Origin of the sequence: Nostoc sp. CALU 1950 (assembly GCF_051172895.1) — a bacterium.
Taxonomy (GTDB): domain Bacteria; phylum Cyanobacteriota; class Cyanobacteriia; order Cyanobacteriales; family Nostocaceae; genus Nostoc; species Nostoc edaphicum_A.
The window spans coordinates 1-812 of the sequence record NZ_JBDNJQ010000410.1 but is presented as its reverse complement, the minus strand read 5'-3'; the positions used below and the strand labels follow the sequence as shown (position 1 = coordinate 812).

The following is an 812-nucleotide window of genomic DNA, read 5'->3' as shown; positions in this document are numbered from 1 at the left end:
CACCAGAACCAATAGAACAAATACCTTCGGATTGATAATAATCATAATTGACAATTCGATGCCGATGAGTTTCCAAATACTGGCAGAAATTTTGAGCTTTTTTAGCTTTAAGTGGAGAGATGAGAGCGAGAGTTTCATCAACTTTTCCAAGACAGAAGAAAAGTTTCCGCAGCTTTGAGCCGCTTGAGAGAACCACCAACTTTGTGTAGATTTTCGATGAGATGGAACCAATCTAAAATCTCCCGTCTTTCCCCTGGACAATTAAATTGTCGACTTATTTTCCAAATTCCTGGATGTCCATCACCTAAGCAAGTTAGTGGGTCGCCTAACTGTTGTTGATTTACCCAATCGATTAAAGCTTCATTTTCACCCAATCTAGCTACTTTTATTTCTTGGTTGATACAGATGGCTTTATAGTCTTTCCAGATGCATGGCTCTCCTTTTATGTCAGTCCGAAGCCTTACCTTACCCCCGTCCACGCTAATTTCTTCTATCTGTTGTCCACATTCTATTTCCGGAAACTCATACCGCTGAACTATTCTTTGTTGTGTGCTAGCAGAGAGCGATATACCAATATATTTATAAATATCTTTAGCCGCATTTTCATAAGAAAAATTTGCACTGGCTCTCAAACAACATTCCTCTAAGTAAGGGCTGATTTTTTGATGATTTTCTATTTTTAACTTTCGTGCTTGTTTCTCACTGACTCGTAATTCTCCAAGAATACTTTTAATTATTCTTACTCTTCCCGATGAAGTTCCTGTTGCTTCTTTGAGAAAAAAATTCCTAATTCTGGCGTAATATATTCTAGA

1 pseudogene is annotated in these 812 nt (G+C 37.6%); it reads right to left on the bottom strand.

What is annotated here, in order from left to right:
* Positions 1-812 (bottom strand): annotated as a pseudogene (locus tag ABF638_RS38220) (ISKra4 family transposase); the annotation flags it as partial.